Genomic DNA, 23,636 nt, shown 5'->3' on the forward strand with positions numbered 1-23,636 from the left:
ACGCTGGTTATGGCATTCCTTGGGCGTCCGCTGCAACTCGCCTTGTGGATTCAAAGGGGATAACGCGCTTGCAAGCTTGTGGTAGGCTTTGATCATGATTCAGACCGCAACCGATCCCGTGGCCTTGAAGGCGCTGTTGCAGTGGTATTTGGAGGCCGGTGTCGACGAAGCCATCGCCGACGCGCCCCAGGACCGCTTCGCCGAACATGCCCAGATGCTGGCCGTCAAGGCGTCCCAACCGCCGGCGGCCCGCCCGGGGTTGAGCGACGGGCCGATGCCGCCGTCGCCGGCGCGAGGCGCTGCGCCTCAGGGGCGCGGGCCGCTCACGAAACCGGCGGCCCCGGCCCAGGTTTCCGACCAGGCGGCGGTCAAGGACGCGGTCGCCCAGGCGGCCAAGGCCGAGACGTTGGACGAATTGCGTGCCGCGCTCGAAGGCTTCGACGGCTGCGCGCTCAAGACCACGGCCTCCAACCTGTGCTTCTTTGACGGCAATCCCAAGGCCCGGGTTCTGCTGGTCGGCGAGGCCCCGGGGGCCGAGGAAGACCGCCAAGGCCTGCCTTTCGTGGGGCCTTCGGGCAAGTTGCTTGATGCGATGCTGGCCTCCATCGGTCTGGACCGGAACGGCGACGGCGACGGCGCGGTCCTGATTTCCAACACCGTGTTCTGGCGCCCGCCCGGCAATCGTACGCCGACGCCGTCGGAAGCGGCGATCTGCCTGCCCTTCGTCGAACGGCTGATCGAAATCGTCAGCCCCCGAGTGGTGGTCTGCGTCGGCGGCCCCTCGGCCAAGACCCTGTTGGCCCAGACCCAGGGTATTACCCGTCTGCGCGGCAAATGGTTCGACTATGCCACGCCCAGGATGGCGGGCCCCATTCCGGCGATGGCGCTGTACCATCCGGCCTATCTGTTGCGCTCCCCGGCCATGAAGCGCGACGCTTGGCGCGATCTGTTGATGCTGAAACAAAAGATCGCGGACCTCGGCGACGGTTGAGCCGGACGGCGCGAAATCCCCGGCGTTAACCATAATTTCAAGATGTGTGGTCATGCTTTCGTCGCCCTACAAAATGTGGGACAATGCCGATTGTCACGGGGCGGCGCCAAGGCCTTAACTTGGATGTCGGCAGGGATTCGGCGCGGGCGACGAGGCCGCGTTTGATGCCGCCGGATGGTTGAGGTGCCGGGGACAGGACGCTATAACGTCGCGGCTCATAGGGGAGTAACGCGAAACCGTCATCCATAGGCGGGCCGATCAAGTTAGGGGCTTCATGGCCGGGGTCAAATCTGTGGGCGTGTCCGTTCTGGCCGCTCTCACCATCCAATTCATGGTCTGTTCATCGCCTGCCGCCGCCGGGAGCTTGGCTTCCGTCGCCAATGGCGAAGCGGCAGTCATGGCGCCTGTTCCGGCAACGCCCCAGGCGGCGGTTCCCCGGGTCCTTTCGGATGCCGACACGCAGCTTTATCGGCGCATCTTCGAAGTTCAGGAAGACGGCGACTGGAAAGAAGCCGACCGCCTGATCGCCAAGCTGTCGGACAGGCTGCTGATGGGCCATGTCCTGGCCCAGCGCTATCTGCATCCGCGCAAGTACCGCTCCAATTACAAGGAACTGAAGGCCTGGATGGGGGAATACGCCGACCACCCCCAGGCCGGGCGCATCTATCAGCTGTCGCTGCGCCGCCGGCCGAAAAACTGGCGCCTGCCGGACAAGCCCGATGTTTTGCCGCGCCAGCCCACGTTCCTTGAGGAAGAGGCCGTGGCCGCTGCCGAGGCCGAACAGTCCGAACAGGACGACGAGGAAAAGGCGGCCAAGGTCCTGCCGACCAAGCGGCTGAGCCGCGCCGACGCGCGCCGTTCGCGGGCCCTGAAATACCGGATCACCAAGGCCCTGCGCCGTGGCCATACCTTGATCGCGAAGCGTCTGATCCAGTCGCCGGACGCCCGGCATCTGTTTTCCACCGCCGAGATGGACCAGGCCAAGGTGCAGTTGGGGACGCGCTATTTCTTCGACCGGCGCACGGACTGGGCCGCCCAATGGCTGGATGGCGCCTTGAAACGGTCGGGCAAGTATCTGCCCGACGGCCATTGGACCTTGGGTTTGATCGCTTGGCGGGCCGGCAACTACGACAAGGCCACGACCCATTTCCGTGCCGCCGCCGACATCGGCTTCGACGACGAATGGATGGACGGGGCCGCCAACTTCTGGGCCGCGCGGGGGCTTCTGGTCACCCGCAAGCCTGAACATGTCACGCATTATCTTAACGGCGCCGCCCGCCATGCGCGCACGTTCTACGGCCTGCTTGCCGCCCGCATCCTGGGTCAAGAGGTCGCCTACGAATGGTCGTCGCCGCCTGTCGTCGCCGAAGCCGTCGGGCGCATCGTCGACGCCCCGCGCGGCCGCCGGGCCATGGCCCTGGTGCAGGCCGGGCAGGACCTTGGGGCGGAGCGCGAATTGCGCAACCTGGCCCGCATCTCCGACAAGAACCAAGCGCTTGCCATCCTGGCGCTGGCCGACGCCGGCGGCATGGCCGGATTGGCCGTGCGCCTGTCCGATCGCCTGTTCCCGGACGGCGGCGGGTTCGACGGCGCCGCCTATCCGGTGCCCGCGTGGCTGCCGTCGGGCGGTTTCACGGTCGACCGGGCGCTGGTCTATGCGGTTATCCGCCAGGAAAGCAAATTCAACCCCAAGGCCAAAAGCTGGGCCGGGGCGCGTGGCCTGATGCAATTGATGCCGCGCACGGCCAGTTTCGTGGCACAGGATTCATCCCTGCACCGCCACCGCCTGCCCAAGCTTTATGACCCGGACCTCAACCTGAAGCTTGGTCAGAAGTACATCGGCATGCTGCTTGCCGAACCGCATATCCAGGGCGATCTGCTGCTGCTGGCGGCGGCCTGGAACGGCGGACCCGGCAACCTGAACAAATGGCGGCGGCGCATCGAATACACGAACGATCCGCTGCTGTTCATCGAAACCATCCCGGCCTTCGAAACCCGCCACTTCGTGGAACGGGTGTTGGCCAACCTGTGGATCTACCGCGATCGCCTGGGCCAGGACAAACCGTCCCTCGACGCCCTTGCCGCCGGCCAGTGGCCGGTCTACAAAGCCTTAGGCCACGGCAAGGTGGAGGTCGCGATTTTCGATGAGCCAACAGACGGAATTTCTGCCCGTTAACATTGCGGTCCTGACCGTGTCGGACACGCGCACCCTGGCCGACGACCGGTCGGGCGACACCCTGGTCGAACGGCTGACCGCCTCTGGGCACAAGCTTGCCGACCGTGCCATCGTCAAGGACGATGCCGCCGTGATCGCCGACCGGTTCCGAAAATGGATCAACGATCCCGCCGTCGACTGCATCATCTCGACCGGCGGCACCGGGGTCACGGGCCGCGACGTCACGCCCGAGGCTCTTGAGGCCGTCGCGGAAAAGATCATCCCCGGTTTCGGCGAGATGTTCCGCTGGATCAGCTATCAGAAGATCAAGTCGTCGACCATTCAGTCGCGCGCCTGCGCGGGGGTCGCGAACGGCACCTATATCTTCGTGCTGCCGGGTTCGACCGGGGCCTGCAAGGACGGCTGGGACGAAATCCTGGTCCATCAACTGGACATCCGCCACAAGCCCTGCAATTTCGTCGAACTTATGCCGCGCCTGAAGGAACATCAGGCCTAGGCGCGATGCCGAAAACGCGGGCCCGGCCAGCAAAAAATCCATATTGACGAAAGGCCCGGTCGGGCGCCAAATCCGTGGCGGAAAAGCGGCCGCGCGCCCGGTGCCGGGACGGCAGGGCCAACACGGGCCGCAACGTACCCATCGGAGAACTCAAGAGATGCGTGTCGCATTGCCGATCGCGGCGGTTGCCGTGATGCTGTCATTTGTCGCCGCCACCACGGCCGCCCATGCCGCGGACTGCATGGCCGACCCCAAAGCCGCCATCAAGGCAGCCGAAGGTGAATTCAAGAAGGTGAAGGCAGGCCTGGACAAGGCCGCGTCGCGGGGTTTCAACAAGAACATCGACAAGGCGAAGATGGCCGCCAAGACACAGGTGAACGACGTCGCCTGCGAAAGCGTGGCTAAGGCCTTGGGCTTTCTCGCGCCGAGCAAATAAGACCACGCGGCGGCTGTTCCCGCAGGTTGCGTGACCGAAAACGCCGAAACCGAAACGCCGACGGGGGCATGCCTTCGTCGGCGGTCGGTCGCAGCAGCGCCGAGGCCGATTCGCCCCCTTTTTGCCCGTTTGGTTATCCACAGATCCCGACATAGGCTGTGGAAAACCTGAATCCGCGAATCCTGAAAACGTCAGTTTCCTGAAAGTTTTATCACGTATCCTTGCGGTTGCGGTGGAGCCGGCATTTTTGCCCGCCAGTTTCACTATCGTTTTGATATCATTCCTGTGCTGGATTTGCCGCGTCTAAGGGGGCCCGATGGACAAGTTCATGAAAAGCCTGTTGATCGGCGTTGCCGCGTCGATCCTGGTGATCGGCGGCATTGCCGGGATCGGCATCTGGGTCAGTTCAGAGCCGGGCGCCACCGTATCCGCGACCACAGTCAAGGATGACAAGGTGCATACCGTGCGCATGCGCCCGCAAGCCGTGCAGGTCGGCGGCTACAGCCTGAAAAGCAAAGAGAAGGCCAGGCAGCTTCTGGTTTCCGTCGGCATGCGGGTGACCGGCGGGCATAACGCGGCCAAGGTGTGCCAACTGATGCCCCGCCTTGTGTCCTCGCTGAACACGACCTTTGCCAATCTGGTCAATTATTCCGGCGATGCCCAGGACGCGATCCCCAAGAATTTGACCGGCCAGCTGCAGCAGCGCTTCAACAAGGCGCTGGGGGGGCGGGTGGTCGATGATGTGTTCCTGACCGCCTATCAGGACAAGAAGGACATCCCGCCGACCACCTGTCCGGACGCGACCTGATCGCTGTCCGCCGGTGCGCTCAGGATGGGCCGTGTGACACGCGGAACCTAGACTTTTGGTGTGCTTGCCAGCGGGGCTGAGCAAAGTATTCTCAAGGCCAAGTCGGGTAAATGAATGCCCGCGCGGTCCATCAAAAAAACATATTGAGGGTGCGGCCGAACTTCCGAAGACATTTCGGAGAGGGAAGGATGCCCGGGTTTATCAAAAGCGTTTTGATCGCCAGCACCGTCGCCGCAGGCACGGTGGGGTCTGTTGCCGCCATCGGCACGGGGTTTGACGTCTCGTTTCCGGGGGGGACGGAACATGTCGCCGACCGGGGGCCGTCCGTGGGCCGCATGGCGCCGATCGCGGTTCATATCGGCGGCTGGACGCTCAAGAAGAAAAAGAACGAGGACAAGGTGGTGATCGTGTCGATCACCATCGACGTGCCGAACGGCGACGCGCGGGACGCCGTTTGCCGGCTGATGCCGCGGCTGGTCTCGGCGGTGAACGGCGAAGTCTCGCGCAACGTACTGTATCAGGACACATGGAAAGAAGCCCTGACCGGCAGTCTGGGCCAGCGCCTGACGGGGCGATTCAACCGCGCCCTGGGCCGCACCCTGATCAACGACGTGCGTCTGCAGGCCCATGGCAGCAAGGCCGAGGCCCCGCCGCCGACCTGCGCCGCCGCGGTCTGACCTCATCAGCCGTGGCCTTCCAGCAGCCCTCGCTGCGCCGCCAAGGCGTCACCAATATGCTCCATGAAGGCGCGCACGCGCTGTGTGTTGCGCAGGTCCGCATGGGTCAGCAGCCATAGCGCCGATTGCGCGTCATCGATCGGCTTCGTGACCCGTTCCAGGGCGGTCTCGGGATCGGCCATGAAGCAGGGCAGCAGGGCCAGTCCCATGCCCTGGATCGCCCCGGTCATCAGCGTCAGCAGATTGTTGGAACGCAGGGCCACGGGGGCTTCTCCGTATTCCCGCGCGACCCATTGCGCCGCGGCCAGATGGCTCAGTGAATCGTCGAAGGCCAGCCAGGGCCGGGTTGCCAGGGCTTTCTGTCCGCGGCCCTTGGGCGCCTGTCCCCGGGCCGCATAGACGGCAAAGGCCAAGGCGGAGACCCGGCGGCCGACCAGGGTGTCGGGCGGAGCGTTGGTCGGGCGCAGGGCGACATCGGCCTGGCGTTTCGACAGGTTGAAGAACTGGTTGTCTAGAATGACGCTCAACGCGATGCCCGGGAAGGCCGCCTGGAACGCGGCCAGGGGCGGGCCGAGCAGACAGGTCGCGAGATCATCTGTGGTGGTTACGCTCAGGGGGCCGCTTAGACGCAGGTCGCGGCCGGTCACCCGCCGTTCCATGGCATCGATCTCGGCATCGACCCGCTCCGTCGCGTCGCGCATCTCGGCACCGGCCAGAGTCAGGGCATAGCCCTCGCGGTGGCGTTCGAACAGGCGCACGCCCAATCGATCCTCCAAGGCCTCGATGCGGCGGAACGCCGTCGAATGATTGACGCCCAGCGCCTTCGCCGCCCCCGACAGGCTGCCGGTCCGGGCGACGGCCAGGAAGAACCGCAGGTCGTCCCAATCGCGCATGGGCGAAGCTTGGGCATAATTTTGCATTTTTGCAAATAAGATTGGCAATTTATGAGAATTTATTTGCGCTTAAGCAAGTCATAGGGTTCCGCCACCGACACGGCGATGGGGCCGTGTCCCCAGACAAAAACCACCGAACCCTTAACTGAATTGACCAGGAGTCATTCCGATGATCGACCAGAAAACCGCCCCCTATGCCGCCCTGCTGCTTCGTGTCTCGCTCGGCGTCATGTTCATCGCCCACAGTCTGTATCTCAAAGTCGTGGTGTTCACCATTCCGGGCACCGTGCAGTTCTTCGAAAGCCTGGGCCTGCCCGGCTTCACCGCCTACGCCACCATCGCGGCCGAAAGCCTGGGCGGGATCGCCCTGATCCTGGGCATCCAGACCCGCGTCGTGGCGCTGGCCCTGGTGCCGGTCCTGGCCGGGGCGTTGTGGGTCCATGCCGGCAACGGCTGGCTGTTCACCGCCCAGGGCGGCGGCTGGGAATACCCCCTGTTCCTAACCGTGGCCGCCCTGGTCCAGGCCATGATCGGCGACGGTGCCCTGGCCCTGGCCAAGAGCCCGAGCCTGGAGCGGATCAAACAGTTGGTGGCGGCGTAATCCCCATCCATATCCGCCCCCCAACGGGAAAGGCCCGGCAGCGATGCCGGGCCTTTTTCCGGTGTGCTGGGGGCTCAGATTTTGCGGCGGGCGAAGGACGGGCCGTCGTCGACGTCTTCCAGTTCATCGATCAGGGCAATGCGAAGGCCTGCGAGATTGGCCCGGCTGTCGGCCAGGGCATGGGATGTCGACCAACGCACGCCGCCGAAGGGGTCGCTGAAGTGCGGCCGGCGTCGCAGGCCGACCAGCCAATAACCGCCGTCGGGGGCGGGGCCGAACACGGCGTCGTGGTTGCCCAGAAGTTTGAACGCGCGGGCGATCATCTTGGATTGGATGCCCGGAATGTCCGACCCGATCAGCACCACCGGCCCCGGCGGCAGCAGCGCCATGACCCGCGCCATGCGGGCACCCAGGTCCCCGCCGCCTTGGCTAAGGAAGGACCGGCATCCCGGCGCGGCGGCATGCCACAGACCCCGGTCGAAAATGCTTTGGTCCGGCGACACGGCCAGCCAGCAGCGCCAGCGCCGGTCCCGGCCCAGGCGTCGCGTCAATCCTGCCAGCATGCCCCGGTAGAAGGCCCAGGCACCGACGCCGCCGATATGCCGCGCCAGGCGTGTCTTCACGCGGCCCAGGCGCGGCGCCTTGGCGAAGATGACCAGATGGTTCTGCAGGGGGCGGGTTCTCACTTGTACAACGGCGCGATCCAGCGCGGCGGTAGGCCCGCATAGTACAGGCCGAGGCACAACAGATTGCGCAGCGGACGCAGCCACCAACCGTTCCTGCGGTAGCGCACGGCCGAGGTCGTGACGGCGGAAGGCAGGGGGTCAGGCGTCTGTTGCCGATGCGGCGCACCAAATCCACATCCTCCATCAACGGCAGGGGATTGTAGCCCTTGAGGAAGTCGTAGAACGGTCGGGAAATCACAAGCCCCTGGTCGCCGTAAGGCAGGCCCAGATGCCTGGCCCGCCAGTTGGCCAAATCTTCGACCCGCCGTGCCTGGGGGCCGGGTCATCCAGGATTAATTGGAAGTATCCGGCACGGAAATGATTGTCCCGGTTGCCGGTGAAGCCGCGCAGGATGATCTGCCAGCCGCGTTGCAGGGCGCTGTCCGCGTGCAGGAACAATAACCAAGGGGCCGTTGCCGCCGCCGCCCCCGCGGCCAACTGCGACCCCCGCCCCCGGGGGGCCGCGATGACTTTGGCGTCGAAGGCGCGGGCAATACGCTGGGTTCCATCGGTCGATCCGCCGTCGGCGACGATAACCTCGAAATCGATGCCGCCGCCGGACAGACTGTCCAGGGCGCGGCCCAAATCCGTGGCCGCGTTCAAGGTCGGGATGATGATGCTGAGGGTCGGCGGCACGGCGCTGCGTTCGGCGAGGGGCGGGGCGTCCGGTGCCTCGTCGGCCGGGTTGTCCAGGGTCGAATCTTCTGTCGGTTGGTGATCGGGGGGCAGATCGCTCACGGCATTTGGCTCCGATGGCGGCGCGTCATCGGCGGGGGCTCATGACAGGCGACGGAAAGGCCCGGTGTCAGCGCCGGGGGCGCTGCTGCGGGCGATTGCGCACGGGGATCGGCACGGGGGCCGGCGGCGGGGCCAGCAGTTCGGCCAAGCCGTCGAGGATGCCGTCGATGATTTCCTTGATCTTGCTCATGTACCCATGCCCAGACCATGTTTCTCCGCAGCAGGCCGGAAAACGCCGGCCCGTAACCTTAACGAAACTCTAACAAACCGCGGCGGCGCTGTCACCGGGACTCTTGTCCAGGTGTGCGGGGCGACGGTCTGCCGTGTGGGAAGGGAGGCCGGCGGTTTAGCGCCGGGTGATGGTGATCGGGCGGCCTTGCTGATGATAGATGAGCCCATGGGGAGGGGATTTCTGGTCATCCTCCTCGCAACGATATTGCGAAGCTTCGGCCGCGTTGGGGGCGTCCGGAACATTCAGGGTGATCAGCTTGCGGGCTTCTTCACTGCTCGAGGCCTTGACCCAGAACGAATCACCGTCAGCGACGGGATAGATGTGGAAATTGGGCAATGTGGTCTCCTTGCTGCCGATGGCAAGCATATAGGAATTAGGGGGCGCAAGCGAGGGAACTCGGCGGCCTTCCGGTGATATGCGGTGCAGTCATCATCACTTCAAATGTTCTTGTATTGTTCTAATATCGCGATATCCTTGTTCCATGTCCGCATCTCTTAAATTCGGCGGGGCCACGAAGGGGCGGGGCGCCGTTTCAAACCAGGACGGCCGCTTCGAGCGCCTGACGCGGGAGGCCGTGGACGACGGATGGTGTGATGACGACGACCTGCCGCCGCTGCGCACCCAGGTCCTTCCCGACACGGCGCGCAAGGTGATCGCGCGCAACACGTCGCCCGACATTCCCTTCGACCGTTCGCTCAATCCGTACCGGGGGTGCGAACACGGCTGTGTCTACTGTTTCGCGCGGCCGAGCCATGCCTATCTGGGGCTGTCGCCGGGGCTTGATTTCGAAACCAAGCTGTTCGCCAAGCATGACGCGGCGGAATTACTGCGCCGCGAACTGGCGGTCAGGTCCTACCGCTGCCAGACCTTGCAGCTGGGGGCCAATACGGACCCCTATCAGCCAATCGAACGGCGGCACGGTATTACCCGCGAGGTGCTTGAGGTTCTGGCCGCCTGCGATCATCCCGTGTTGATCACCACCAAGTCGGATCTGGTGTTGCGCGATCTCGACATCCTGGCGCCCATGGCGGCGAAGGGCCTGGCGTCGGTTGCGGTTTCCGTGACGACCCTGGACCGGGGGTTGGCGCGGCGGCTTGAACCCCGGGCGCCGACGGCGGCCAAGCGTCTTCGCGCCATCGCCGGTCTGGCCGGGGCCGGCGTTCCCGTGACGGTGCTGGCAGCACCCATGATTCCGGCCCTCAACGACATGGAACTGGACGCCATCATTGCCGAAGCCGCCGCCGCCGGGGCGACGGCGGCGGGCTATGTTCTGCTGCGTTTGCCGGGCGAAGTCGCAGGGTTGTTCCGGGAATGGCTGGAAGCCCATTACCCGGACCGGGCGGAGCGGGTTTTGAACCGTCTCAAGGCCAGCCGCGGGGGTGCGCTATATCGCGCCGAATGGGGCGCCCGTCATACCGGCACGGGGATCGAGGCGCAGTTGCTTGCCGCCCGCTTCAAGGCGGCGCTGAAGCGGGCGGGGCTTGACCGGGCGCGGTCCGGCAGCCGCCCGCTGCGCACGGACCTGTTCCGCCCGCCGGTGCCGCCGTCGGCGCAGATGTCTCTGTTTTAGGGGCGGTCTCTCACAATCACCATGTGGAGCGATGCCGGGGAAATGCTACCCTGTGTCCATGGATCCCCAGGCAACCCCGAAAGAGCTTCCGGAAAAGATCGCCGAGATCGGCGCCGCTGCCGTCGACGCGGTGGCCGAGGTCACGGAAAAGGCCATGACCGCGTCGGACGCGGCCCACGGCAATGACCTGACCGGCATCGCCCTCGTCGTTCTGGCGGCGCTGTTATGCGGCATGCTGATGACCCGCCTGCGCCAGCCGGCCATCGTCGGCTACATCCTGGCCGGTGTCATCCTGGGGCCGTCGGGGCTCAGCGTGGTCAAGGACCAGGGTTCCCTCGAACTGCTCGCGGAAATGGGCGTGCTGCTGCTGTTGTTCCTGGTTGGGCTGGAACTGTCCCTGCGATCGTTCCGTCGCATGTGGCGGCTGGCCGTGTTCACGGTGGCGTTCCAGATCACCGCCTCCGTCGCGGTGACCTTGCTGTGTTCACAGATTTTCGACTGGTCCATGCCGCTTTCCGTGCTGCTGGGGTTCGTGGTTGCCCTGTCGTCGACGGCGGTGGTGGTCAAGATGCTGGAAGATCTGGGTGAGTTGCGCACCCGCACGGGACGGGTCACGGTCGGCATCCTGATCGCCCAGGATTTGGCCGTGGTGCCCATGCTGTTATGGGTGGGGGCCATGCAGGGCGGGCAATTCGAATGGATCACGATCCCCAAGATCGTGCTGTCCATCGGTTTCCTGGCCTGGCTGATCTGGTATCTGTCGCGCGGGCGCAAGGTCGTCCTGCCGTTTACCGACCGCATCCTGCCCAATGTCGACCTGCGCCCCCTGGCGGCGCTGACCTTCTGTTTCGGCTGTGCATCGATCGCCGGCGTCATGGGTCTGTCGGCGGCCTACGGCGCCTTCATCGCCGGGCTGATCGTCGGCAACTCGACCCTGCGCCATCCCATCACGGAAACGGTGGTGCCGATCCAGAGTATCCTGATGATGGTGTTTTTCCTGTCCATCGGGCTGCTGCTGGACATGAGCTATATCTGGGACAACCTGGGCCGGGTGCTGTTGCTGTTCTTCCTGGTCAGCGTGTTCAAGACCGTGATCAACGTGGGCTTCCTGCGCGCCCTGGGTCAGCCTTGGGACCGGGCCTTTCTGTCCGGGGTCTTGCTGGCGCAGATCGGCGAATTCTCGTTCCTGTTGTCCGTGGTCGGGGTGTCCGCCGGCGTGCTGAACGCCGATGACTCCCGGCTGGTCGTCTCGGTCACGGTGATGTCGCTGGCCCTGTCGCCGCTGTGGGTCGTCACGGCGCGGCGCATTCAGGCCATCGCCCACGAAGGCGTTGCGTCGGGTGGCGAACTGGTCCGCCTGGTCTATGCGCCGGAGACGGAAATTCTCACGGAAACCTTCGGCACTGCGCGTTCGCGATCCATGCGCCAATTGCGCAAGGGGGCGTTGCTGTTGCGCCGGGCCCGCTTGCGCCGGTCGCGACGCAAGAAGGCGGCGGCGCCCGCCGTCCCAGAGGCGGACACGGCCCCGCCCGCGGATAAACCAAAACCCGAGCCGCAAACCAAATCCAAACAAAAGTCGAAGGACGACTGACGGTGTGCCGCCGTGCCTGATTTCGATCACGAGGATAAAGCCCGGGCCGCCGGCCACGCCGTCATCTGCGGCATCGACGAAGCCGGCCGCGGGCCCTGGGCCGGGCCGGTCGTTGCCGCGGCGGCGATCCTCGACCGCGCGGGCCTGCCCCTGTCTCTGGCGTCGGAGCTGGACGATTCCAAGCGCCTGAAAGCCGCCGCCCGCGACCGCCTGTTGGCGGAACTCACCCCTCATGCGGTGATCGGCGTCGGTCAGGCCTCGGCGGCGGAAATCGATACCCTCAACATTCTGCAGGCGACGTTCCTGGCCATGGATCGCGCGGTCCAGGCCCTGGGCCGGGTGCCTGATTTCGCCCTGGTCGACGGCAACCGGCCGCCGCCCCTGCCGTCCGCACCCGGATGCCGGATCGATTGCCTGGTCGGCGGTGACGGTCGGTCGTTGTCCATTGCTGCCGCTTCCATCGCCGCCAAGGTGACCCGCGACCGCCTGATGGCCGATCTTGCGGAACGGTTTCCCGGATACGGTTGGGAGCGCAACGCGGGATACGGCACGGCCGCGCACAAGGCGGCCTTGGAACGTCAGGGCGTGACGCCGGAGCACCGAAAAAGTTACAAGCCGATCCGCAACATCTTGGGCGACGGGGAGTCGTGAGTCCTATATATGCCGTCAAGACTCTCTCCTAAGTATTTGAATCCAAATACTTCTTGACCGCGACTCCGGCCCTGGCCATGCTCCCCGAATACTGGGGACCTGGGAAAGTCTGAACATGACGAGAAAGCCTGCCACCGCGCGCCGCAAGGCGGCCGCTGCCGAACGTGAGTCCGCCGTCGCCGCGGCGGAAGCCTATGCCGACACCATCCATGTCGGCGACTGTGTCGAGTTGATGAACGCCATGCCGGAAGGCAGCGTCGACATGGTCTTCGCCGATCCACCCTACAACCTGCAATTGGAAGGCGAACTGCATCGCCCCGACAATTCGCGGGTCGACGGCGTCGACGCCGATTGGGATCGGTTCTCGGGCTTCAAAAGCTATGACGAATTCACCCATGCCTGGCTGTCCGCCGCGCGCCGGGTGCTGCAACCCAACGGCACGCTTTGGGTGATCGGCAGCTATCACAACATCTTCCGCGTCGGCGCGATCCTGCAGGATCTGGGATACTGGATCCTCAACGACATCGTGTGGCGCAAATCCAACCCCATGCCCAATTTCCGGGGCCGGCGCTTTACCAACGCCCACGAAACCATGATCTGGGCGGCGCGGGACAAGGATGCCAAGTACCGCTTCAACTACGAAGCCATGAAGACGCTGAACGACGATCTGCAGATGCGTTCCGACTGGACCATCCCGCTATGCACGGGGGCGGAGCGTTTGAAGAACGCCGAGGGCAAGAAGGCCCATCCGACCCAGAAACCGGAAGCGCTGCTTTACCGCACCATTCTGTCCTCGACGGACGTCGGCGACGTGATCCTGGATCCGTTCTTCGGCACGGGCACCACCGGCGCCGTGGCGCGCATGCTGGACCGGCGTTATGTCGGCCTGGAACGGGATCAGGAATACGCCGCCCTGGCCAAGGAACGCCTGGCCGGGATCGAGCCGCTGGCCGAGCCGTCGCTGCTGACCACGCCGGCCAAGCGCGAACAGCCGCGCATTCCGTTCGGCTGGGTGGTTGAACGGGGGTTGCTCAAGGCCGGCCAGACCCTGACCGACCATCAGCGCCGTCACACGGCGCGGGTGCGTGCCGACGGAACCCTGGCCGCTGCTGATTTCCGCGGCTCCATCCATCAGGTGGGCGCCCATGTGCAGAAGGCCCCGGCCTGCAACGGCTGGCAGTTCTGGCATGTCGAACTGGGCAACGAACTGGTGCCCATCGACCTGTTCCGCCAGAAGTTACGGGCGGAACTCCACTAACTTTCCGGATTCCATGGGAATGTCGTAGACCCGCCGCCAATGGGCGCGGGTCACGCCCATGGTGATTTTGTCATGGCAATGGGCGGCCAGGGCCTTGCGGCCCCTGAAATCGCGGGCCTGCACCGGCGCGTGGAAGGTGACCTCGACCATGGCACCGCGCAGCCCGAACACGGAAACCAGGTGCGGCAGCAGGGTCATGTCGCCGTACCAGGCGTAAAGGGCCCGCAGTCCCCGGTCGAGCGGCCGGCCGTCGGCATAGCGGGTATAGGCGATGGACACGGGCTGCACGCGGGGCTGCTCCGCCCCCGGGGCCGCGTCGGCGACGGCGAACAAGGCACTTTTGAACGGCAATACATGGATGCCGTCCGACGACGTGCCCTCGGGGAACAGCACCAAGCTGTCGCCGGCGGCAAGACGGTCCGCCATCTCGGCGCGCTGGCCGAGCGCCTCCCTGGCGTCGCGGCGGATGAACAGGGTGCGGTAAATTTTCGCGCACAGCCCGAACAGGGGCCAATCCCGGACATCATCCTTGGCCACGAAGGCAGCGTCTGTCAGCAGAGCCAGCACCGGGATGTCCAGATAGGACACATGGTTGCAGACATAAAGTGTTCCCGTTTGGCCGAGGGGGACGCCATGGACCTTGATGCGCAAGCTGGCCAGCCACGCCACGCCCCGGAACCAGATCAGGGCGATGCGCCTGACGGCGGCGGCGCCCAACGGATAGGCGGCCACCGCGAGCGGCAGCAGCGCGCCCGTCAGGGCAAGGAAGAGCGAAATACGCCCGGCGGACCGAAGGCCCGAGGCGGCGACGGGACCGGCGTCGCCTAGCGCGTCCCACAGGGCTTGTAGTGGCGCTGGTATTTCTCGGTGATGTGGTCCGTAGGTACGATGATGCATACGTCCGTCGTGTTGAACTGGTTGTCGATAACCGCGCCGTCGCCGATGAAGCCGCCGACGCGCATGTATCCCTTGATAAGCGGCGGCAGCATGGCGCGGGCCGCTCTTTGATCCAGGCGGGTCAGGGGCACCCGGTCGATCTTCACGTAAAGGTCATCGAGCGCCCGGGCACGGATGTCGCTGGGCGCCATGTGGAAATGGTGCAGATAGCTGAGCGCCGGCATGAGCGCTTCGGCGTCCGTGCCGGGCAGTGATCCGCAGCCGAACATCAATTTGATGTCGTAGGCGGTGAGGTATTCTGCGATGCCGCCCCACAGAAGCTGCATGACCACCCCGGTGCGGTAGTCTTCATGAACGCAGGACCGGCCCAGTTCGACCAGTTCGCCCGGATGACGCAGCAAGGCCGACAGATCGTATTCGTGGGCCGAATAGAACCCGCCGTTGGCCTTGGCCACGGCGCCGCGAATCAATCGGTAGGTGCCGCAGACAAAGGGCCGACCGGGCTGCGAGCGGTCCGTGTCGAGGACCAGAAGGTGGTCGCAGATCTCGTCGAAGGGATCGGCGTCGCGCTCGTGGCGCGCGGCCTCCACGGTCGGGATGGCGCCCATCTCGCGGTAAAATACGTTGTAGCGCAGGCGTTGCGCGGCCTCGATCTCCTCAGGAGTTTCCGCCAGGCGGATTTCCAGGTTGCGGGCACGCACGTCGACCGGGCGTGGCGGGGTGGGGGCAGGCGTCTTTCTCCGGGGGTATGCAAACTTGGGCAGCACCCCTTTGGGAACGGCCAGTTTGGCGAGCATGTTCATGATATCGCGGTCCCTATTGCCGGTACGGCATGTCTTGGTTGGTCAGGTGCGTATTCATCGCCCAGGGCCAATTTCACATCTGATGACAGACGGTCCCGGCGAAGACAAAAGAAGCTTTGTTAACGGCGGCGTGACGGTTCGATGACAGGGGAAGCCCGTTGGCACGCCTTTGTCGTGGCCCATCCGCGCGCGATATGGCAACCTTCGGCGGAACGGGAGCCTGCAACGGGGATGAATTGGGGATCAGCCGATGAGCGAGAAATGGGATATTCGATTCCTGCGTCTGGCAAAGGAGGTCGCGACTTGGTCCAAGGACCGCTCGACCCAGGTCGGCGCGGTGATCGTGGGGGATGACAAGACGCCGGGACCTTACGGCTTCAACGGCTTTCCCCGCACCATCGACGACGCGGTCGAGGACCGTCATACCCGGCCCCTGAAATACAAATGGACCGAGCATGCGGAGCGCAACGCGATTTACAACGCGGCGCGCATCGGGATGTCGCTGAAGGGCTGCACGATCTACGTCACCCATTTGCCCTGCGCCGACTGCACGCGGGCCATCGTTCAGGTCGGCATCAAACGCGTGGTGGTCGATGCCGGCAGCCTGGAGAACGCGGACTTCGCTTCCCGCTGGTCGGAAGACGACAAGATCACCAAGGCTATGCTGGACGAGGCCGGGGTCGACCTGGGCCTGGTCTCGGCAGACAAGCCGCCCCCCGGCGATGACGACTGACACCGCCGCACACGCCCTGACGCTGCACCGCGACGCCATCGTCATCGACGGGGTCTGTCCACTGTTGATGGATCCGGCCAACGTCACCTACTACATGGACGGCGGCCTGACCGCCGCGGTTCCCACCATCGCGATCCGTGAAACGGCGGAACAGACGTTGCGCATTTTCGGGCGCTGGCACCGCTTCATCGAAGGGCGTGACCGCCTGCGCCTGGCGCGCAAGGCATCCGATATCGAGGCCGCCAAACAGGTCGGCGACATGGCCGTCGTGTTCCACTTCCAGGGTACGGACGCGGTCGAGGATGATCTCGACCTGCTCGACGCCTACAAGGCGCTCGGCCTCGGCATGGTGCAGTTGACCTACAACGTGAAATGCCGGGTCGGCGACGGCGCCTTGGAGCGCACGGATGCGGGGCTCAGCCTGTTCGGCCAAGATTTGGTCAAGCGCTGCAACGACCTGGGATTGATCGTCGACGGCAGCCATACCGGGTTCAAGACCACCATGGACGCCATGGAAATCTGCGACGGACCTTTTGTGTTTTCCCATGCCAATGCCAAGGCGCTGCATCCTTCGCCGCGAAACATCACGGACGAACAGATGAAGGCCTGCGCCAAGACCGGCGGGGTTGTCGGCATCAACGGGTTCCCCAGTTTTCTCGGCGACGATCCAAGGCCTGGCCTGGACCGCTTTATCGAATTCATCGACTACGCGGTGGAACTGATGGGCATCGACCATGTCGGTCTGGGCATCGATTATTACATGGGGATGGACCCGATCATTCCGGCCGACAAGGCGCAGGCGCGTTACGACGACGCGATCAAAACAGGACGCTGGGACGCCGCCGTCTATCCGCCGCCGCCGCATTATTTCCCCAAAGGGATAGAGACGCCCGCGACCCTGTCCAACCTGACCGCAGGACTATTGGCGCGTGGCTATGGCGACGCCGACGTGCAAAAGATCATGGGGGAAAACTGGCTGCGCGTGTTCCGTCGGGTATGGGGCGGATAGCGCCGCCGGATCAGCGGGTCGGGACCGGCGTATCCGTGGAATAGTCGTAGAACCCACGGCCCGTCTTGCGGCCGAGCCAGCCGGCTTCCACATACTTCACCAGCAGCGGACAGGGCCGATACTTGGAATCGGACAGGCCGTCGTGCAGCACGTGCATGATCGACAGGCAGGTATCCAGGCCGATGAAGTCGGCCAGTTCCAGCGGGCCCATGGGATGGCGGGTGCCGAGCCGCATGGCCGTGTCGATGGCGTCGACCGAACCGACGCCTTCGTACAGGGTGTAGATCGCTTCGTTGATCATCGGCAGCAGGATGCGGTTGACGATGAAGGCCGGGAAATCCTCGGCGTTGACCGGCTTCTTGCCCAGATCCGTGGTCAGTTCGCGGATCATCGCGAAGGTTTCTTCGTTGGTCGCGATGCCGCGGATCAGTTCGACCAGATCCATGCGCGGCACTGGGTTCATGAAGTGCATGCCGACGAAACGCTCGGGCCGGTCGGTCTGGGCGGCCAGGCGGGTGATGGAGATGGAGGACGTGTTGGTCGCGATCACCGTGTTCTCGCCCAGATGATCGGCGAGGGAGCGCAGGATCGCCTTTTTGACTTCCTCGTCTTCCGTGGCGGCCTCGATGACAAGGTCGCAATCCTTCATGCCGGCATAATCGGTACCGGTCTTGATCAGGGTCAGGGCGTTTTTCATGTCGTCAGCGGAGATCAGATCACGTTCGACCTGACGGCTCATGCCGCGTTCGATGGTGTCCATGCCCCGGGCCAAGGCGTCGTCGCTGACGTCCAGCATGTAGACGGCACGACCGGACAGGGCGCACACATGCGCGATGCCACTACCCATCTGGCCGGCGCCGATGACGCCGATCTTCTTAATCTTATCCGACATTATTTTCTAATCTCCACACTCCGGTGCGCCCCGCGCCGGTCCGATCTTTATGCCGGAATTGGGCTGTTCGCACTCGCACAATAGGCTTACCCCCAGGGGTGGTCAAGGCCCGTTCGGCCCTTTGGTATACATGATTCCAAGGTAATGCAGCGCCTGATTCGGTCAGCTCAGCGGGTCGCTCCGGGGACCCAAAGAACGTCCGCCCGGCCGCCGTCGTTGAGCCGGCGGGCCAGCACGAACAGGTGGTCGGACAGGCGGTTGACGTACTTCACGGCTTCGGCGTTGATCGCTTCCGTCTCCGCCAGTTCGGTGATCAGGCGTTCAGCCCGGCGGGCCACCGTGCGGGCATGGTGCAGGTGCGCCGCCGCTGCCCGCCCGCCTGGCAGGATGAAGGATTTGAGCGGTTCCAGATCCTCGTTCATGGCGTCGATTTCCGTCTCCAGGCGCGCGACCTGCGAGGTCTGGATGCGCAGCGCCCCCTCGGACCGCTTGCCGTCCTCGGGTGTGCACAGATCGGCGCCCAGGTCGAACAGGTCGTTCTGGATGCGGCTCAACATGGCGTCGGCCTCGGTATCCGCGTCCGAGCCCGATGGACCGGTGTAAAGCCGGGCCAGGCCGATCACTGAATTGGCTTCGTCGACGGTGCCGTAGGCGGCAACCCGGATGTCGTGTTTGGGCCGCCGGTCGCCGGACCCCAGCGAGGTTTCGCCCGCGTCCCCGCCCCGGGTGTAGATCTTCGACAAGGTAACCAAGGAATGCGTCCTCCTGCGCCGGATAGGGCGTCTATTTGCCGCTCAGCAGCATGAGAACGGCGAACAGGATGATGGCGATGCCCTGCATGAGCACGCGGGCACGCATCAGTTTGTTGGAATATTTCGCGTTGAACTTGCCGCCCACGGCGAAGGCGCCGATGCCGACGAACAGCACCAGCAGGGTCAGCGCCAGGGCGATGACGATGAGGATCGTGAAGAACCCTTCCATTTCCGAGATATAGTCCTTTCCCCGCCGGGCGTCACCGATTTTCCCGGCTGTTTCACTGTACACGCGGCTAAGATGCCGGACTGTCCCAGATTCAAGGAGCCCATTCATGGATGCAGAAACCCGCCAAAACCTGGAACGTATTTCCGTCGCCACCGTGTCCATGCAGTTGTTGAAGCGGGGATTGCGCCGGGTCGTTATGGCCGGGGTTCGGCCCCTGAACGCGCCGGTCAAGCCGCTGTTGGGCGAGGCCTTCACCCTGCGGTTCATCCCCGCGGGGGAGGACCTGTCGGCCCCCGCCGTTCTGGGCGCCGACGGCTATGTGCCGCGCCACGCCATCGAAGAGGTGCCCGAGGGTGCGGTGCTGGTGATCGACGCAAGGCGCGATGCGGAAACGGCGGTATTGGGTGATCTGATTCTGGAGCGATTGAAGGTGCGGGGTGTTGCCGGCGTGGTCGCCGACGGCGGCGTGCGCGACGCGGCAGAGGCGATCGCCGTGGGCCTGCCCGTGTTCGCGGCGGGCCCGGCGGCGCCCGCTCATATCGTGGGCTTGGCGGCGGGGGATACGGGAACCCGGATCGGCTGCGGCGGGGTCGCCGTCATTCCCGGCGATATTATCAAGGCTGATGGCGACGGGGTCGTGGTGATCCCCCGGGATCTGGCAGCGGAAGTCGCGGCCGACGGTGTTGCCCAGGAACGATTCGAGCGGTTCGCCAAACAGAAGATTCAGGCCGGTCAGCCGATCATCGGCGTTTATCCACCCAGCCCGGAAACCCAAAAGGAATACGAAGGTTGGCGTGATCCCGAGGACGTCTGAATTTTCAGGCGGCGACGGTGTGGATGTCGGCGAGAATCTGGTTGGACAGGTTCAGCGACCGCTCGGCAAGGTGTCGCGCCTCAAGCGGAAGGGGGCGGGTAAGGCCATTGCGGATTTCTCTCGACGCCTGATCCAGGGCGCCCAGAATCCACCGCTCGCTCTCCCCATCATAGTCATGAGCATCGGCGCGCATCATGTGCACGGTGACAAAATGAAGCAGATTGACCATCGCGCGGTGCAAATTGAAACGATGCAGCATCTCCGGACGGTTCATGGCGCCGGCGACTAACTTGAATTCGGGAGAGGCCTCGATTTCCTCGCTCAAAATCTCTAATGCGTTCATGTAATTGCGAAATTCTTCCATACCCATGACCATGACCTCGCTTTAAATCGGGCCGCCCGCCGGACAATGGCCGGGGTGGCCGCACTTGACCAACGGCAAGACGCAAGGATCGGGCCAACTCGTGGCCAGGCGGCAGGGATGGGCGAAGGCGTTTGGGAGGGAAGGGTTAATTACGCCCGGACATCAGGCCGCGGGCAATGACCTGAGCCTGGATTTCCGCCGCCCCCTCCAAAATATTGAGGATGCGGGCGTCGCACAGCACCCGCGAGATCGGATATTCCATGGCATAGCCGTTACCGCCGTGAATCTGCAGGGCGTTGTCCGCATTGGACCAGGCCGTGCGCGCGCCCAACAGCTTGGCCATGCCGGCCTCGATATCGCAGCGCCGGTCGGAATCCTTTTCGCGTGCGGCGAAATAGGTCAGCTGGCGGGCGATCATGGTCTCCACGGCCATCCAGGCAAGCTTGCCGTGGACGCGCGGGAAGGCATGGATGGCGCGGCCGAACTGGTTGCGCTCCAGGGCGTATTGCAGGCCCAGTTCCATGGCGTTCTGCGCCACGCCGACGGCGCGGGCCGCCGTTTGGATGCGGGCACTTTCGAAGGTCGCCATCAACTGCTTGAAGCCCTGGCCTTCCTGGCCGCCCAGAAGCTGGCCCGCCGGGACTTCGAAACCGTCGAAGCCGAGCTCGTATTCCTTCATGCCGCGGTAACCGAGCACCTCGATCTCGCCGCCGGACATGCCGGGGGCGGGGAAGGGGTCGTCTTCCGTGCCGCGCGGCTTTTCCGCGAGCAGCATGGAAAGCCCCTTGTATCCCGGCTCGTCCGGGTTGGTGCGGACCAGCAGCGTCATCAGGTCCGAGCGTGAGGCATGGGTGATCCAGGTTTTATTGCCGGTGACTTTGTAGGTGTCGCCGTCCTTGACCGCGCGGGTCTTCAAGGATGCCAGATCCGATCCCGTGCCCGGTTCCGTGAACACCGCCGTCGGCAGGATTTCGCCGGACGCGATCTTGGGCAGGTAATGGGCCTGCTGTTCCGGCGTGCCGCCGAGGCGGATCAGTTCCGCCGCGATTTCCGAGCGGGTGCCGAGAGAGCCGACGCCGATATAGCCGCGGGACAGTTCTTCCGTGACCACGCACATGGCGATCTTGCCCATGCCGAGCCCGCCGCCCTCTTCCGGCACGGTCAGGCCGAACACACCCAATTCCGCCATCTGGTCGACGATCTCAATGGGGATCAGGTTATCGGCCAGATGCCATTCGTGGGCATGGGGCATGACCTGGTCTTCGACGAACTTGTGAAACTGGTCCCGGACCATGTCCAACATCTCGTCGTCCAGGCCCAGGGCACCGAAATGGCCCTCCGCCATGATCTCGCCCATGCGTGCACGCAGGGCCGGCGTGTTGCCGCCCGCGATCAAAGTTTTGACGGCGGCGGTTTCCAGGGGGGACATGTCGTCGGCCGTCAGGCCCATGTCCGCCGGGCGCACGATTTCGACCTGTGACAAGGCGATGCCGCCCTTGATCTGGGCTAGGTATTCGCCGAACGCGGCCTGGACCATCAGCTGTTCCATCTCGCCGAAGGTGCTCGCACCCTCCAGGCGTTCGGCCCAGCCGAGCATCTGGCGCAGGCCCTCGACATAGGTCGCCAGCCAGGACAAACCGTGGGCCGCCACCTGATTGGCGTCGACCAGGGGGCCTGACACCTTGCCGTTTTCGCTGCACATGTCGGTGACGCGGCGGCGGGCGGCGGCGAACACGTCGTCGGCAGCACCCTGGGCCTCGCGGCAAAGGGTCAAAAGATTGGGCAGCAGAATGCCGCCGCTGGGTGCGCTGGCGTCCATGACGCGTCTCCTTGATGTCAGGCGGCGGGGCGCCGATGAGCTTTACGCCGAAATGCAATCCTCGAGGGTCCGGAAGCCGGGCCGCTTGGCCTGGACCAGAACCGCCATGTTACCGGGTTTGTGCTGGTTGGCGCGCATTTTCATATGGGCTGCCGGAATATCGGCCCAGGAAAACACTTCCGACATGCAGGGGTCGAGCCGCCGTTCGATGACCAACTGGTTGGCCTGCGACGCCTGCATCAGGTTGGCGAAGTGGCTGCCCTGGATGCGTTTCTGGCGCATCCACACGAAGCGCGCGTCCATGGTCAGGTTATAGCCCGTGGTGCCGGCGCAGAATACGACCATGCCGCCGCGCTTGACCACGTTGCAGCTGACCGGGAAGGTCGCCTCGCCCGGGTGTTCGAACACGAAGTCGACGTCGTTGCCCTTGCCGGTGATGTCCCAGATGGCTTTACCGAACTTGCGGGTCTCGGCCATGTACTCCTTGAAGCCGGGCCCGTTGACCTCGGGCAGTTGGCCCCAGCAGTTGAAGTCCTTGCGGTTGATCACCGCCTTGGCGCCCAGGGACATGACGAAGTCGCGTTTGTCCTCTTCCGAGATCACGCCGATGGCGTTGGCGCCGGATACCGCGCACAACTGCACGGCCATGGAGCCCAGCCCGCCGGACGCCCCCCAGACCAGTACGTTGTGGCCGGGCCGCAGGATATGCGGGCGATGGCCGAACAGCATGCGGTAGGCGGTGGCGAGGACCAGGGTGTAGCACGCACTTTCCTCCCAGGTCAGGTGCTTGGGCCGGGCCATGCACTGGCGGTCCTGGACACGGCAGAACTGGGCGAAGGAGCCGTCCGGCGTCTCATACCCCCAGATGCGCTGCGAGGTGGAGAACATGGGGTCGCCGCCGTTGCATTCCTCGTCGTCGCCGTCGTCCTGATTACAATGGACAACGACCTCGTCGCCGACCTTGAAGCGTTTGACCTTGGAGCCGACGGCGTAGACCACGCCAGAGGCGTCGGAGCCGGCGATGTGATACTCGGCCTTGTGGTAGTCGAAGGGCGAGATCGGCGTGCCGAGCGCGGCCCACACGCCGTTGTAGTTGACGCCGGCGGCCATCACCATGACCAGGACGTCGTGGCTGTCCAGTTCGGGGACGTCCACGACCTCGACCTGCATGGCGGTATCGGGCTCGCCATGGCGTTCCTTGCGGATCGCCCAGGCGTACATCTGTTTCGGGACATGACCCAGCGGCGGGATTTCGCCGACTTCGTACAGGTCTTTCATGGGCTGGTTCGGGTTCAATTCGATCACTTCGGCGGCATCCGTCATTGCTGCCTCCTTCTCCACACAGTTACGCCATCCCCAACGGTCCGCGTTTTCGCCTGTATCTTATTGTTCGGCATGCGGCCATTTTTGTTGTCCTATTGGTCATATCCGCTTTACATTTTCTTCGCAATGCACAAAATTCTATCTTTCGTTTTGTGATT

General features: G+C 64.4%; 25 protein-coding genes and 1 pseudogene. 14 read left to right on the forward strand and 12 right to left on the reverse strand.

Features of this window, described 5'->3' with window-relative positions; all coding sequences use genetic code 11:
* Nucleotides 1-94: 94 nt before the first annotated feature.
* From KFF05_02135 to KFF05_02160, 6 genes are all read left to right on the forward strand, one after another.
* Entirely contained in the window at nt 95-991 is an 897-nt protein-coding gene (locus KFF05_02135; GenBank protein UTW52206.1) for a uracil-DNA glycosylase, read from the forward strand.
* A gap of 274 nt (nt 992-1,265) precedes the next feature.
* Nucleotides 1,266-3,167 carry a lytic transglycosylase domain-containing protein gene (locus KFF05_02140; protein ID UTW52207.1) on the forward strand — a complete coding sequence of 634 codons (1,902 nt, stop codon included), beginning with the start codon at nt 1,266-1,268 and terminating at the stop codon, nt 3,165-3,167.
* Nucleotides 3,136-3,663 (forward strand): molybdenum cofactor biosynthesis protein B, encoded by a 528-nt coding sequence (moaB, locus tag KFF05_02145; protein UTW52208.1) that lies wholly within the window; start codon nt 3,136-3,138, stop codon nt 3,661-3,663. The genes KFF05_02140 and moaB overlap by 32 nt, the downstream gene beginning before the upstream one ends.
* A gap of 157 nt (nt 3,664-3,820) precedes the next feature.
* A complete protein-coding gene (locus KFF05_02150) occupies nt 3,821-4,099 on the forward strand; it encodes a hypothetical protein (GenBank protein ID UTW52209.1) in 279 nt (92 codons plus the stop codon).
* Between the two features lie 316 nt (nt 4,100-4,415).
* Nucleotides 4,416-4,907, forward strand: a complete 492-nt coding sequence (locus KFF05_02155; GenBank protein ID UTW52210.1) for a hypothetical protein — start codon at nt 4,416-4,418, stop codon at nt 4,905-4,907.
* 188 nt (nt 4,908-5,095) lie between these two features.
* The gene (locus tag KFF05_02160) at nt 5,096-5,584 is read left to right on the forward strand and encodes a hypothetical protein (protein UTW52211.1); all 489 of its coding nucleotides are present in this window, start codon (nt 5,096-5,098) and stop codon (nt 5,582-5,584) included.
* 5 nt (nt 5,585-5,589) lie between these two features.
* On the opposite strand, the gene KFF05_02165 is transcribed toward KFF05_02160, so the two are convergent.
* Nucleotides 5,590-6,477 (reverse strand): LysR family transcriptional regulator, encoded by an 888-nt coding sequence (locus KFF05_02165; protein UTW52212.1) that lies wholly within the window; start codon nt 6,475-6,477, stop codon nt 5,590-5,592.
* Between the two features lie 169 nt (nt 6,478-6,646).
* On the opposite strand from KFF05_02165, the gene KFF05_02170 reads away from it, so the two are divergent.
* Nucleotides 6,647-7,078, forward strand: coding sequence for a DoxX family protein (locus tag KFF05_02170; GenBank protein UTW52213.1), 432 nt, complete (start codon nt 6,647-6,649; stop codon nt 7,076-7,078).
* A gap of 74 nt (nt 7,079-7,152) precedes the next feature.
* Here the strand turns inward: KFF05_02170 and KFF05_02175 are convergent, their stop codons facing one another.
* The 3 genes and pseudogenes from KFF05_02175 to KFF05_02185 form a co-directional block, all read right to left on the reverse strand.
* A complete protein-coding gene (locus tag KFF05_02175; protein UTW53543.1) occupies nt 7,153-7,749 on the reverse strand; it encodes a TIGR04282 family arsenosugar biosynthesis glycosyltransferase in 597 nt (198 codons plus the stop codon).
* Nucleotides 7,750-7,760: 11 nt separating this feature from the next.
* Nucleotides 7,761-8,439, reverse strand: a pseudogene (locus KFF05_02180) (TIGR04283 family arsenosugar biosynthesis glycosyltransferase).
* A gap of 448 nt (nt 8,440-8,887) precedes the next feature.
* A complete protein-coding gene (locus KFF05_02185) occupies nt 8,888-9,139 on the reverse strand; it encodes a hypothetical protein (GenBank protein ID UTW52214.1) in 252 nt (83 codons plus the stop codon).
* A 115-nt stretch (nt 9,140-9,254) separates the two neighbouring features.
* On the opposite strand from KFF05_02185, the gene KFF05_02190 reads away from it, so the two are divergent.
* The 4 genes from KFF05_02190 (at nt 9,255) to KFF05_02205 (ending at nt 13,843) form a co-directional block, all read left to right on the forward strand.
* Nucleotides 9,255-10,343, forward strand: coding sequence for a PA0069 family radical SAM protein (locus tag KFF05_02190; protein UTW52215.1), 1,089 nt, complete (start codon nt 9,255-9,257; stop codon nt 10,341-10,343).
* A 154-nt stretch (nt 10,344-10,497) separates the two neighbouring features.
* Nucleotides 10,498-11,934, forward strand: a complete 1,437-nt coding sequence (locus KFF05_02195; protein UTW53544.1) for a cation:proton antiporter — start codon at nt 10,498-10,500, stop codon at nt 11,932-11,934.
* Between the two features lie 12 nt (nt 11,935-11,946).
* Nucleotides 11,947-12,585: a ribonuclease HII gene (locus KFF05_02200; protein UTW52216.1), complete on the forward strand. Its 639-nt coding sequence runs from the start codon at nt 11,947-11,949 to the stop codon at nt 12,583-12,585.
* A gap of 115 nt (nt 12,586-12,700) precedes the next feature.
* Nucleotides 12,701-13,843: a site-specific DNA-methyltransferase gene (locus KFF05_02205; GenBank protein ID UTW52217.1), complete on the forward strand. Its 1,143-nt coding sequence runs from the start codon at nt 12,701-12,703 to the stop codon at nt 13,841-13,843.
* Here KFF05_02205 and KFF05_02210 read toward each other — a convergent pair.
* Both KFF05_02210 and KFF05_02215 read right to left on the reverse strand, forming a co-directional pair.
* Nucleotides 13,823-14,740, reverse strand: coding sequence for a 1-acyl-sn-glycerol-3-phosphate acyltransferase (locus KFF05_02210; GenBank protein ID UTW52218.1), 918 nt, complete (start codon nt 14,738-14,740; stop codon nt 13,823-13,825). The two genes, KFF05_02205 and KFF05_02210, sit on opposite strands and share 21 nt — an antisense overlap.
* The gene (locus tag KFF05_02215; protein UTW53545.1) at nt 14,668-15,537 is read right to left on the reverse strand and encodes a GNAT family N-acetyltransferase; all 870 of its coding nucleotides are present in this window, start codon (nt 15,535-15,537) and stop codon (nt 14,668-14,670) included. The genes KFF05_02210 and KFF05_02215 overlap by 73 nt, the downstream gene beginning before the upstream one ends.
* Before the next feature lie 256 nt (nt 15,538-15,793).
* Here KFF05_02215 and KFF05_02220 point away from each other — a divergent pair, with 256 nt between their 5' ends.
* Both KFF05_02220 and KFF05_02225 read left to right on the forward strand, forming a co-directional pair.
* Nucleotides 15,794-16,276 carry a dCMP deaminase family protein gene (locus tag KFF05_02220; protein UTW52219.1) on the forward strand — a complete coding sequence of 161 codons (483 nt, stop codon included), beginning with the start codon at nt 15,794-15,796 and terminating at the stop codon, nt 16,274-16,276.
* On the forward strand, nt 16,266-17,285 hold the full coding sequence (locus KFF05_02225) for a dipeptidase (GenBank protein ID UTW52220.1): 1,020 nt from the start codon (nt 16,266-16,268) through the stop codon (nt 17,283-17,285). Before KFF05_02220 ends, KFF05_02225 begins: the two co-directional genes overlap by 11 nt.
* A 10-nt stretch (nt 17,286-17,295) precedes the next feature.
* Here KFF05_02225 and KFF05_02230 read toward each other — a convergent pair whose 3' ends face one another.
* The 3 genes from KFF05_02230 to KFF05_02240 form a co-directional block, all read right to left on the reverse strand.
* Complete coding sequence (locus KFF05_02230; protein ID UTW52221.1) at nt 17,296-18,177, reverse strand: 3-hydroxybutyryl-CoA dehydrogenase; 882 nt, start codon at nt 18,175-18,177, stop codon at nt 17,296-17,298.
* Between the two features lie 167 nt (nt 18,178-18,344).
* The gene (locus KFF05_02235) at nt 18,345-18,929 is read right to left on the reverse strand and encodes a cob(I)yrinic acid a,c-diamide adenosyltransferase (protein ID UTW52222.1); all 585 of its coding nucleotides are present in this window, start codon (nt 18,927-18,929) and stop codon (nt 18,345-18,347) included.
* A gap of 31 nt (nt 18,930-18,960) precedes the next feature.
* Nucleotides 18,961-19,158 (reverse strand): twin transmembrane helix small protein, encoded by a 198-nt coding sequence (locus KFF05_02240; protein UTW53546.1) that lies wholly within the window; start codon nt 19,156-19,158, stop codon nt 18,961-18,963.
* A 106-nt stretch (nt 19,159-19,264) separates the two neighbouring features.
* On the opposite strand from KFF05_02240, the gene KFF05_02245 reads away from it, so the two are divergent.
* Nucleotides 19,265-19,972 carry a ribonuclease activity regulator RraA gene (locus KFF05_02245; protein UTW52223.1) on the forward strand — a complete coding sequence of 236 codons (708 nt, stop codon included), beginning with the start codon at nt 19,265-19,267 and terminating at the stop codon, nt 19,970-19,972.
* A 4-nt stretch (nt 19,973-19,976) separates the two neighbouring features.
* Here KFF05_02245 and KFF05_02250 read toward each other — a convergent pair whose 3' ends face one another.
* From KFF05_02250 to ccrA, 3 genes are all read right to left on the reverse strand, one after another.
* Nucleotides 19,977-20,342: a hypothetical protein gene (locus tag KFF05_02250; GenBank protein UTW52224.1), complete on the reverse strand. Its 366-nt coding sequence runs from the start codon at nt 20,340-20,342 to the stop codon at nt 19,977-19,979.
* A gap of 139 nt (nt 20,343-20,481) precedes the next feature.
* On the reverse strand, nt 20,482-22,155 hold the full coding sequence (locus tag KFF05_02255) for an acyl-CoA/acyl-ACP dehydrogenase (GenBank protein ID UTW52225.1): 1,674 nt from the start codon (nt 22,153-22,155) through the stop codon (nt 20,482-20,484).
* A 42-nt stretch (nt 22,156-22,197) separates the two neighbouring features.
* On the reverse strand, nt 22,198-23,478 hold the full coding sequence (gene ccrA, locus KFF05_02260) for a crotonyl-CoA carboxylase/reductase (GenBank protein ID UTW52226.1): 1,281 nt from the start codon (nt 23,476-23,478) through the stop codon (nt 22,198-22,200).
* Between the last annotated feature and the right edge of the window lie 158 nt (nt 23,479-23,636).

The sequence above is a fragment of the bacterium SCSIO 12827 genome (assembly GCA_024397995.1).
Lineage (GTDB): Bacteria > Pseudomonadota > Alphaproteobacteria > Rhodospirillales > Casp-alpha2 > UBA1479.

What these genes read in the sequence shown, in the direction of transcription:
- KFF05_02215 (UTW53545.1), bottom strand. Translation starts at nt 15,537, where the DNA reads ATGCTCGCCAAACTGGCCGTTCCCAAAGGGGTGCTGCCCAAGTTTGCA.
- KFF05_02210 (UTW52218.1), bottom strand. Translation starts at nt 14,740, where the DNA reads ATGCATCATCGTACCTACGGACCACATCACCGAGAAATACCAGCGCCA.
- moaB (UTW52208.1), top strand. Translation starts at nt 3,136, where the DNA reads ATGAGCCAACAGACGGAATTTCTGCCCGTTAACATTGCGGTCCTGACC.
- KFF05_02245 (UTW52223.1), top strand. Translation starts at nt 19,265, where the DNA reads ATGGATGCAGAAACCCGCCAAAACCTGGAACGTATTTCCGTCGCCACC.
- KFF05_02205 (UTW52217.1), top strand. Translation starts at nt 12,701, where the DNA reads ATGACGAGAAAGCCTGCCACCGCGCGCCGCAAGGCGGCCGCTGCCGAA.
- KFF05_02190 (UTW52215.1), top strand. Translation starts at nt 9,255, where the DNA reads ATGTCCGCATCTCTTAAATTCGGCGGGGCCACGAAGGGGCGGGGCGCC.
- KFF05_02150 (UTW52209.1), top strand. Translation starts at nt 3,821, where the DNA reads ATGCGTGTCGCATTGCCGATCGCGGCGGTTGCCGTGATGCTGTCATTT.
- KFF05_02250 (UTW52224.1), bottom strand. Translation starts at nt 20,342, where the DNA reads ATGGGTATGGAAGAATTTCGCAATTACATGAACGCATTAGAGATTTTG.
- KFF05_02170 (UTW52213.1), top strand. Translation starts at nt 6,647, where the DNA reads ATGATCGACCAGAAAACCGCCCCCTATGCCGCCCTGCTGCTTCGTGTC.
- ccrA (UTW52226.1), bottom strand. Translation starts at nt 23,478, where the DNA reads ATGACGGATGCCGCCGAAGTGATCGAATTGAACCCGAACCAGCCCATG.
- KFF05_02135 (UTW52206.1), top strand. Translation starts at nt 95, where the DNA reads ATGATTCAGACCGCAACCGATCCCGTGGCCTTGAAGGCGCTGTTGCAG.
- KFF05_02155 (UTW52210.1), top strand. Translation starts at nt 4,416, where the DNA reads ATGGACAAGTTCATGAAAAGCCTGTTGATCGGCGTTGCCGCGTCGATC.
- KFF05_02165 (UTW52212.1), bottom strand. Translation starts at nt 6,477, where the DNA reads ATGCGCGATTGGGACGACCTGCGGTTCTTCCTGGCCGTCGCCCGGACC.
- KFF05_02160 (UTW52211.1), top strand. Translation starts at nt 5,096, where the DNA reads ATGCCCGGGTTTATCAAAAGCGTTTTGATCGCCAGCACCGTCGCCGCA.
- KFF05_02225 (UTW52220.1), top strand. Translation starts at nt 16,266, where the DNA reads ATGACGACTGACACCGCCGCACACGCCCTGACGCTGCACCGCGACGCC.
- KFF05_02220 (UTW52219.1), top strand. Translation starts at nt 15,794, where the DNA reads ATGAGCGAGAAATGGGATATTCGATTCCTGCGTCTGGCAAAGGAGGTC.
- KFF05_02230 (UTW52221.1), bottom strand. Translation starts at nt 18,177, where the DNA reads ATGTCGGATAAGATTAAGAAGATCGGCGTCATCGGCGCCGGCCAGATG.
- KFF05_02185 (UTW52214.1), bottom strand. Translation starts at nt 9,139, where the DNA reads ATGCTTGCCATCGGCAGCAAGGAGACCACATTGCCCAATTTCCACATC.
- KFF05_02240 (UTW53546.1), bottom strand. Translation starts at nt 19,158, where the DNA reads ATGGAAGGGTTCTTCACGATCCTCATCGTCATCGCCCTGGCGCTGACC.
- KFF05_02255 (UTW52225.1), bottom strand. Translation starts at nt 22,155, where the DNA reads ATGGACGCCAGCGCACCCAGCGGCGGCATTCTGCTGCCCAATCTTTTG.
- KFF05_02140 (UTW52207.1), top strand. Translation starts at nt 1,266, where the DNA reads ATGGCCGGGGTCAAATCTGTGGGCGTGTCCGTTCTGGCCGCTCTCACC.
- KFF05_02195 (UTW53544.1), top strand. Translation starts at nt 10,498, where the DNA reads ATGACCGCGTCGGACGCGGCCCACGGCAATGACCTGACCGGCATCGCC.